This is a genomic window from Pedobacter sp. 01T416_2 (genome assembly GCF_056398925.1).
This window is the reverse complement of record NZ_JBFTQI010000148.1, coordinates 1-9,456: the sequence shown is the minus strand read 5'-3', so window position 1 is coordinate 9,456 and position 9,456 is coordinate 1. Positions and strand designations below refer to the sequence as shown.

General features: G+C 41.8%; 8 protein-coding genes. 3 read left to right on the top strand and 5 right to left on the bottom strand.

Annotation, left to right across the window (positions count from 1 at the left end; genetic code table 11):
* Window positions 1–390: 390 nt before the first annotated feature.
* The 5 genes from AC1DPQ_RS08630 to AC1DPQ_RS08610 all read right to left on the bottom strand — a co-directional run bounded on the left by AC1DPQ_RS08630 (window position 391) and on the right by AC1DPQ_RS08610 (window position 7,494).
* On the bottom strand, window positions 391–1,467 hold the full coding sequence (locus AC1DPQ_RS08630) for an RICIN domain-containing protein (RefSeq protein WP_477582519.1): 1,077 nt from the start codon (window positions 1,465–1,467) through the stop codon (window positions 391–393).
* Window positions 1,468–2,113: 646 nt separating this feature from the next.
* Complete coding sequence (locus tag AC1DPQ_RS08625) at window positions 2,114–2,746, bottom strand: TetR/AcrR family transcriptional regulator (protein ID WP_477582517.1); 633 nt, start codon at window positions 2,744–2,746, stop codon at window positions 2,114–2,116.
* Window positions 2,747–3,152: 406 nt separating this feature from the next.
* Window positions 3,153–3,512, bottom strand: a complete 360-nt coding sequence (locus AC1DPQ_RS08620; protein ID WP_477582515.1) for a response regulator transcription factor — start codon at window positions 3,510–3,512, stop codon at window positions 3,153–3,155.
* Window positions 3,513–3,550: 38 nt separating this feature from the next.
* Window positions 3,551–5,875: a sensor histidine kinase gene (locus AC1DPQ_RS08615; RefSeq protein WP_477608833.1), complete on the bottom strand. Its 2,325-nt coding sequence runs from the start codon at window positions 5,873–5,875 to the stop codon at window positions 3,551–3,553.
* Between the two features lie 347 nt (window positions 5,876–6,222).
* On the bottom strand, window positions 6,223–7,494 hold the full coding sequence (locus AC1DPQ_RS08610; protein ID WP_477582511.1) for a glycoside hydrolase: 1,272 nt from the start codon (window positions 7,492–7,494) through the stop codon (window positions 6,223–6,225).
* Between the two features lie 200 nt (window positions 7,495–7,694).
* On the opposite strand from AC1DPQ_RS08610, the gene AC1DPQ_RS08605 reads away from it, so the two are divergent.
* From AC1DPQ_RS08605 to AC1DPQ_RS08595, 3 genes are all read left to right on the top strand, one after another.
* A complete protein-coding gene (locus AC1DPQ_RS08605) occupies window positions 7,695–7,877 on the top strand; it encodes a transposase (RefSeq protein WP_477582509.1) in 183 nt (60 codons plus the stop codon).
* 95 nt (window positions 7,878–7,972) lie between these two features.
* Complete coding sequence (locus AC1DPQ_RS08600) at window positions 7,973–8,704, top strand: helix-turn-helix transcriptional regulator (protein ID WP_477608831.1); 732 nt, start codon at window positions 7,973–7,975, stop codon at window positions 8,702–8,704.
* 149 nt (window positions 8,705–8,853) lie between these two features.
* Window positions 8,854–9,456 (top strand): NmrA family NAD(P)-binding protein (locus tag AC1DPQ_RS08595; RefSeq protein ID WP_477608829.1); only part of this gene is annotated, 603 nt, incomplete at its 3' end.

The window sequence follows — 9,456 nt, the reverse complement described above, 5'->3', positions numbered from 1 at the left end:
ATGTTATATGGTTGGTTTTAGCGCTCCTAATTATTTTGCTAAGTCGTTTAAAGCAAAATATAATGTAGCACCATCCGAATATATGGCAGAAAAAAGGAAGGCCCATAAAGATAAAGACCTTTAAATTAAAACAGAACAAATATCCGAATCGAAGTGAACGAAGTGTTATTAACCAAATCTTCGGGAAATGAAAAAATATCAGCGTTCTTTATTGTCAATATCTTTTTAAAAAGAGGTTGTATCATAAATATAGATTTGTCATCCTGTCCGGAGGACTCCTGTAGAGAGCCTCCCGATTTTCATCGACAGGCTCAACATGACAGCATCTGAGGTGAAATCGCTTTTATGATACACCCTCTTCCATTCAATAGTAGCTACAGCTCTGTTTCTCTACATCCCGTCTGATCGCATTGCAAAAACTAATTTTACATGTCTGAAGGCATTTGTTTCACTCCATTCATTGTCATAGTTTAAACCGTAAGGCCAAAAATGCCCGCCTCCTGTGTGTATTACACCACTAGTGCCATCAAAAATTTTAACAAGTGCAACTGTGTTTGCGCCCAAGAAATCCCCCGTACTGGTATTTGATGTCCATCCGGTGCTTAGGCCTACGCCATAGGTGTGGGCAATTTCGTGCATTGCCGTACGCACATTCTGGTAACTGGTATTTGCACCAAAACGTATGTTTCCGTTGGTACTGCCATCAGCTGTGGGCACACCTGTGTTATATTGCACAGTAAGTGTGCGGGCGGGCCAATTGGCGCCAGCATTATATCTTGCACAGGCGTCATTCATGGCGTGGGTAATTCGGGTGACCACGTCAGCCGGTACCCCTGTACTGTTAAGCACCCAATTCAGTTGACCGCCTGCATTGACCGTTAACAAAGACCATTGCTGGTTTTCTCCGCCATTGTAAGCCCATTGCGCAACATTGGCACCATCAACGATTGACTGGTTGGCAACTTCAAGGTCCTTACCACTGTTTCGGTTAATGATGCGGTAATACCCGTTGCCCAATGAGGTGAATTGCCATTGCTGGTTCGTAGCGCCCGAATAGGTAGATATATTCACATTATCCCCATCAGCTGTTCCCGCCTGGTCTACCTGAAGTCCTTTGGCGCTATGCACACCAATAATTGAATAGTAATCACCAGGAAGTAGGGTCAGGGTCCATTTTTGATTTGTTCCGCCTGTACCGCCATATTGCGAAACATTCGAGCCGTCAGCAGTTTTAAAACCACCAACATCGAGTACTTTTCCACTTTTGCGGTTCACAATATAAAAGGTGCCATTGGTTACGGACAGCGGGGTTTCGTTTGGCGGTATTGCGCTCAGTTTTCCTTTCACCGAAAGCTGATCCTTGCTGTCTGGATCAGGAAGATCGTTTTTTCTGCAACTGCCAAAAAATAAAACAAATCCAAGCATCAATATGCCGGCTGAGGGTAAAGTAAAAGATTTTGTTTTCATAAAATTAGGTAAGAATGAATGAACAGGCATATGAACATGTTCGTTTGGTTATTTAAAGAGGACATATGCCACTCGTTTAGGTGAGCCCCTCTTTTTATGATCAATAAAAACTATTTAATCACCTTGTTTAAAAAGGTTCATCCTTTTAAAACGATCTGGTTATAAGGCTTTTGGTTTATCCCGTAATCACATGCCCATTCCTTGCTGCTGCTGCCTAAACAGCGGTAAGGATTAAAAGAAATTGTAAAAGATACTTCTGGTAGTTTACCAGATTTTTATACTTGGTTGAAACAAATTAACCATAAAAAATGTGCTTGTAGTGAGGGGTAATCTAATATAAATTAGGGGGTAAACTCCTCGTTTTCCTGCTTTATTCCAAGATGTTAAGCTAAATAGGAGAAAGCAATCTTTTATAAGCGTCTTTTTTACGTTTATTTGGTTTGGATTTTGGAGAAATCTGCCTGTTCGCGATCTCGCCAATTATGCGCTATAAATCCATAAAACACATCATACAAAAGAATTGTATTAGAAGGGAAAAAGCTGCGGAAAATCATGGGAATTTCGTGGCTTTTAATGAAGATTTGTGGAACTGAGAGAGACGAGCCTTTCATTTAATTGATTGTACTACAAACTTATTTAGGAATGGCTACAGGTACGCCCATTCAATGATTTGTTTAATGGTCTTTTTTATTTCGGCCTGTGCTTCTTCTTTCCTGATATCAACTCCACAGATCAGGCCGTTATTCGTATGAGCAATCATGGTAATGTAATATATACCCCCTATTAGAAGGGCAGCAACCGGCCTGATGTTTTTGTCTTTGCCTTTAAAGTATTCGTCAGTAAGTTCACTAAAAAACTGCTCTCCCAGGGATTCACGTCTCTCATTCAACTCCTCTAATACTTTTGAACTTTCGCACACCCCCCAACTGATGATCTTTCGCATTTCTTCATTTGCAATTAAAGAATCGAGCTGATCTTCCAATAAATGATACAACATTCCTTTGCCCTGATCGCTTCTGTTTTGCTCGATTATTTCTTTTGACTGATCGATATTTGCAGTATAAAAATCGCTATTGTTCAGGTATTCCTTTACCAGGCCTTCCATACTGCCGAAATAATCATAAACCAATTTTCGGTCTACTTCGGCTTTTAATGCTACTTTGCTAACGTTTAAGCCGGTAAAACCGTCGTTTTTTAAGATTTTACCAACAGCGGCCAGAAGTTTTTGTTTTGTCCATTCTTTATTTCTGATGGGGCCGCTCGTAGGTTTTCTTGTCATTCGGGAATTTTGGGTTACAATTTCTTGATCTGGAGATTATCCAAATATATATAATGCAGCGCTAATTGTTCCATCTTTTTCAACAGAACACATTGAGGTGGTACTATTTTGTTGCGTTGCTTTTTAAAAGGACGTATTTTAACTAGTTATCTTTTTACAATGCCATATTCCGGGCATTAGCTATCCATCTCCAAACTTTCTATTTTGGAAATCCGCCAAGACCGGTCCCTTTAAAACTAGCATAACTTAAAAATTAAGATAATATTTTAATCGAATCGTCCTTATTATTAGAGGAAGCTGAACCGTCGACAATTTGTCAACTCATATCAGGGTTACAATTGTCAAGTTTTTTACCAACCTCAAAAACTGTAACATTTTTCAGTATTGGAAACGGTGTTAAACCAATTTAAGCATACCGGTTTACCCGGGCAACGAAATGGTCGATATTAAAGGGCTTTGCTATAAATTCTGCGCCACAGCCCGAACCCATAATTTCGTTCTGGGTAGTGTTGGCAGACATCATGATGATATTAATGACTGAGGTACGTTCATCCATGCGCAATTGCCTGCAGATATCCAGTCCGTTACCGTCGGGCAACATGATATCAAGAATCGCTATATCAGGCAATCTCTGTGAGATCATATGGTTGAACGCCGCAACGGTAGGGCAGCCATTTACTTCATAGCCTTCTTCGGACAGGATATAACTGACCACCTCACTGATATCCGCGTCGTCCTCCAGGACATAAACTAATTTTTTGCTCATTTGTGTTTGTCTTTGTTATATTAGATTTAATGTGTATGTTACAGACTAGGGACTGCAAATTTAAATGCAGCACCTTTGCCGGGCTCGCTTTCCACCCATATCCGCCCTCCATGGCGTTCAATAATCTCCTTGGTAATGTAAAGGCCCAGTCCAAGTCCGGATATATTCCGGTCCTTTTCTCTTACCCTGTAAAACTGGCTGAATATATGGATCTGTTCGGTCGCAGGAATCCCTGCGCCATAATCTATCACGGAAATAATTATTTCATGGTCATGGTTTACAGCCGTTATATTAATATCCCGGGAGTGGGGCGCATACTTTACTGCATTACCAATCAGGTTTGTGATTACCTGTTCCATCCGCATTTTATCTCCCTGCAATACAAGGTCTCCTTCGCGGGTATAAATATAATTGTGTCCGGGAACGGTCTGCTCAAATGTTTCGCAGATATCACCGATCAGTGCACCAAGGTCCAGCCGTTCAAAATTGAACTGTAATTTGCCAGCCTGGACTTTGGAAATGTCAAACAGGTCGTTTATAAGGATATTGAGTTTGTCTACCTGCTTGATCGCCTTGTCTAAAAAAACTTTGTTCAGACCATCCGAAGCTGTTTTTTGAAGCACCTGAAGAAAGCCGCTCATAGAGGTAAGTGGTGTTTTGAGTTCGTGGGAAGCCAAGGCTATAAATTCATCCTTTTTAAGGCTAAKGGTTTTAACCTCTTCAAAAAGTTTAGAGTTATCGAGTGCTATGGCTGCCTGAGAAGCAACCCCAACCACCAGATCTTCATGATCCTGCAGAAATATGCCAGGTTCTGGGTGACCAAAGAAAAGTCCGCCGATTACTTTCCCTGTTGAGGAAATTACAGGTACGGCCAGATAACTGACCACAGGGAGGTGTCCATCGGGCATCCCAAAATGGGGAGCCATTTTGCCATAACGTTCATCTTTTCTGATGTTGTCTACACGCACGACCCCCTCACCACTAAAGGTGGTGTGGAATACTGCTGTATTACGGGGCATACCAAATTTTTCAAACGCCTCACGGGGAGCGCCCGATAGCGTATAGAGCATGTAAGATTCACCTTCCTCATTGATTTTATTGTAAAAGAAAGCGCCAAATGCCGCCCCGGTAAGTTCTGTTGTCGCATCGGTCACTTTCTGCAAAATGACATTAACATCCAGTTGTTCACTGATGCTCTTACCTATCGAATTCAGGATCATGAGCTTTTGGGAGTTGCTTTTTAAGGCATTTTCTGATTCTCTCTGGGCAGTGATATCCCTGGCTACCTTTGAAGCGCCAATGATTATCCCATCACTGTTCTTGATCGGGGAAACTGTTAAGGAGACCTGGATTTCCTTGTTTTCCTTGCTTATCCTTATGGTTTGAAAGTGGTCTATTTTTACACCTCTTTTGATACTGCCTATGATACGTTCTTCCTCATCAAGACGGTCTGGCGGGATCAATAGAGAGATGTGGCGGCCAATGGCTTCATTTTCGCTATAGCCGAAAATATTTTCAGCCCCTTTATTCCATGTGGTGATTATGCCCGCGAGCGTTTTGCTTACGATGGCATCATCGGAACTCTCCACTATGGCAGCCAATGCGGCCTGCTTTTCATCGGCAAGTTTTTGGGCTGTAATGTTACGTGCAATCTTACTTACCCCAATAATGCGGCCCTGCTTGTTCCTTATGGGTGATACGGTAAGCGATATAGGTATTTCAGTTCCGTCTTTGGCCAGGCGTACTGTCTTGTAATGTTCGATTCTTTGGCCTGCTCTTACCTTATTGATAATGTAATCTTCTTCATGTATCCGGTCTTGAGGGATGAGGATGGTAATGTGCTTCCCGATTACCTCTGATGCAGAATAGCCAAAAATTCCTTGTGCTCCCTTGTTCCAACTGGTAATGAAACCATCCAGCGTTTTAGAGACAATTGCATCTTCGGATCCTTCAATAATGGCTGCCAGTGTAGCTTGCTGTTCATCAGCGGTATACTCATCTGAAATGTCGCGGATCATTTGGGAAATGCCTATCAATTTTTGCTCAGCATCAGTAATCGGAGAGATGGTAATGGAAACATGCAGGCCTTCCCCGGTTACCGATCGGCGTATGGTACGGAAATCATGGACTTTCGCACCACTCCGCACAGTATCCACTAAGCGCTCATACTCTTCAAAAACGGCTTTTTCCATTATTCCGGAAACTGCCTTTCCGATCTGCTCCTTGGTAAAACCGAACAGTCGCGCTGCCGCTGGGTTTATATGTGTAATTTTAAAATCAATGTCATGGCAGATTACTGCGTCTTCCAAGCTTTCAAAAATCGACTTAAAGGTAAACAGTTGATTTAGGGAAGTTAAGTCCATACTGGGCGGCAATTATTTAATTAAAGGAGGTACATTCACATTAATACCCGATCTATGTCAACAACCCTGAGCGATAATAGTTTTAAGAATAAAAAAATGCATCCCTTCATGGGCAATATATTTTAGCCTTTTTGATTAAATCCATTGACGCTGAGCTGGTGTTATGCAAAAATAAAAATTTCTTTAATTTGAACTAAATGTGATTTTTGAATAATTATACGAGTTTATTATTAAAATCGCCTTTGCTTTCGGGAGGTAGCGTTTGATGATTAAACAAAAGTGATCTGTGGTTTGATTTAATAAATGAATGGAATTTCCCTGACCATTTGGCCAGGGAAACGCAATTTTTAATAAGATACAAGTGTTGTAATGCTTGATGCAGAAAGGTTAATGCCAAAGCTTCCGCCCGAAACCGCGAAGCTGTTTGAGCCAAGATTTGTTGTGCTTGTTGTAAAATAGCGGTTGAATCCATTAACTGAAATCCCCGTATAGCTAAAGGGCTGATAAGTAACAGCTGTATTTTGGTTGATGATAACAAGCACTAATTTTGTCCCACTTTTGTATGCAGTAACATAAACACCAGTGCTTGGATTTGAAGTACAACTGATTTTGGTATATCCCGGGCGGACATATCTGGCGTAATGTGCCATGATGTAACCTAATTTTTGAATATTGCCACTTTCGCTGATCGGTCCGTAACTTCTTCTGATATACCACCATACATATGCACTCCATCCTGCATTCATACAGTCATGGATTTCTTTGGCTGCTGTCATTGCATTTGGCCAATCTTCCCCGCTTATGCTCGAATTGGTATAATGTTCGGTCATCCACACTGGTTTGCCAATATTCCCCAGGTTATATGGCGTTTTACCATAAATGTGGCCGCATACAAAACTGGTTTTTGATTTTGCAGTTGCATTACTGAGATAGGTATTAATATAAGTCTGGTTCATTTGAAATGGTTCAGGTGCCATAATCGGTGCGCCGCAATTGCTGCCCTGTGCAGCAACAAAGTCGGCTACTTCCGGAGCTGTAAGTTCCATAGATTCGTAGTTGACCTGATAATCCGGCTCATTCGTGGGACTAATGGCGGCAAGGCCGCCAACTGCACTATTGAACGCACTTAAATGTGCGGCATAGGCAGAATAAGAAGCTGTTTTGATTTTGCCACCTACTACGCTTCCATTGGTCTTCATCGATGCGGGTGCCGACCATGCTGAGGCGATAGCAGAGCCCCCATATGACTTGCATGCATCAATAGTTGCTTTTTCAGCAGAAAACTCTGTGGAGGAATTTGGGACACGTACGCGGACGATGCTTAAACCGATGCCGTTTGTAGGTGAAAATGCTGTACTTCTTTGGGTACTTGTCAAGTCCCCCGTCCATGCCACAATATTGGCTCCACCGAACCCTTTTATAGACTGTTGTACAGTAGAGGCGTTAATTTCGGCAGTACCCTGTACGGCGAGCGCTGCCATGCTTCCCTTAACGGAGTCCGATCTGAGCGCTGTGATCGTTTTTTGCGGAATTAACAGTTCTGCATCGTTGATTTGATTTTTTGAGCAGCCGGCAAATAATAGTGCTGCAGTGAGCACACATGAAATTTTGTTTCTCATAAGTAGATTTGGTTAGTGATTTAATTAATCAATTTTAAATAAATCAAGTGTTAGCGGATACTTCATATGGTTTTTTTTCTGACACATATGTTGAAAGACTAAGGTTTTGTTGCCCTCCCACATCAAGGGGATTAGCGTTGCTACATTTAACTAGAGGGATTTATTTGTCAGATTTGAACAGAAAATTTAAATTTGAATAGATGAGCAAACGAGTGTTTGATGATTCCTTTAAGAAAGCGTCTATAGATTTATCCAATAGCCGAGGGGCTATAAAAGAGATTGCTGATGAGCTGGGCATCAGCCAGAACCTTTTGAGCAAATGGAAACAGGATGCAACAGAATCCAAACAGTCTCTTCAGTTCTTACGGAAGATCAGAAACTGAGCAGGAAACTGCAAAAGGAGTTGAAGGATGCCTAAATAGAACGCGATATATTAAAATAGCCAATAATGTAGATATTTAATTTATGTCTTGTCCATATGTTGTCAAATAACCAATACCAATCTGGCAGTGCTACCCGTTTACGCAGGCTCATTGCCTTGCTTACCGTTTTGCAGACCAAGCGAATTGTAAACGCAACTGATCTTGCAACCCGGTTTAAGGTTAGCACAAGAACTGTTTATAGAGACATCAAGCTGTTGGAGGAGGCCGGTGTTCCGGTTTTTACGGAAGAAGGAAAAGGATTTTCGTTGGTTGAGGGTTATAAAGTCCCCCCATTGTTGTTTACAGAAAGCGAAGCAGCTGCTGTTATCACCGCTGAAAAACTCGTTGCCGGTAATAACGATGATTCACTGGTTAGAAATTACCGCAATGCGACAGACAAGGTAAAAGCTGTACTGCATTATGCGGAAAAAGAGAAAATGAACCTCCTCTCTGAACGTGTAAAAGTGTATGTTAATAACGACGAGAGGCCATTGAGTAGTCATTTAGCTGAGTTGCAACAGGCACTAACCGATTATAAGCTCATTAAAATCCAATACTGTGCTTTAAAAGAAAATGAAATTACAGAGCGTGTGGTTGAACCTTTTGCTTTGTTTTATGCAGCAAACAAGTGGTTGTTACTTGCCTTTTGCCGGTTGCGCAAGGATTACCGTTTTTTTAGGGTTGACCKGTTCCAGTCCTTTCATATCCTTGCCGAAAGATTTGAGCCACATAAAATGACGATCTCCCAATACCTCAACAGACTGGCAGAAGAAAGCATACATCCCTAGCGCTGCAGCTTTTTTTGTTTATTTCAGCTTCTTAATTTGTCTAAGCACACACCGGTTAATAAAAAATCCGAAGTTGAAAGCACCTATGACAGAGAGTTGTCACACTAGCTTGTAGTTTTGATCTATTACGAAATTTAACCTATAGCATTATGAACATCATCTCTGGAGGAACAGGGCAGATCGGATCTGCCTTAGCTAATGCCTTGCTCAAAAGCGGCGAGGCGGTAACCATTATTTCTCGAAGCTCGAAGTCTGCAGCTGATTGGCAAGCTAAAGGAGCAAAATTTGCAGTTGCAGATATTTATGACACTGAAGGTTTGCACGAGATCTTTCAAACTGGAAAAAACATTTTTATATTGAATCCGCCTGCTGATCCGTTGACAGACACGGACCTTCAGGAAAGGAAAACGGTCGCTTCCTTAGTGGAAGCCTTAAAAGGAACACTGGCAGAAAAGATAGTTGTTGCCTCGACGCTAGGGGCACAGCCTGGCAGCAGGATTGGTGATCTCAATACGTTATATGAGCTGGAGCAAGGGATAGGGGCTCTTGGATATCCTTATCAGATCATCAGATCCGCTTATTACATGAGCAATTGGGCGTCATCGTTGCCGATCATAAAAGAAACCGGTGAACTTATATCGTTCTTTCCCAAAACGCTTAAAATACCGATGGTCGCGCCTCGTGACATCGGGGAATTGGCGGCAAAGTTTATGACAACCAAGAACGGACCGGAGTTGAATGCTATGTTAGGC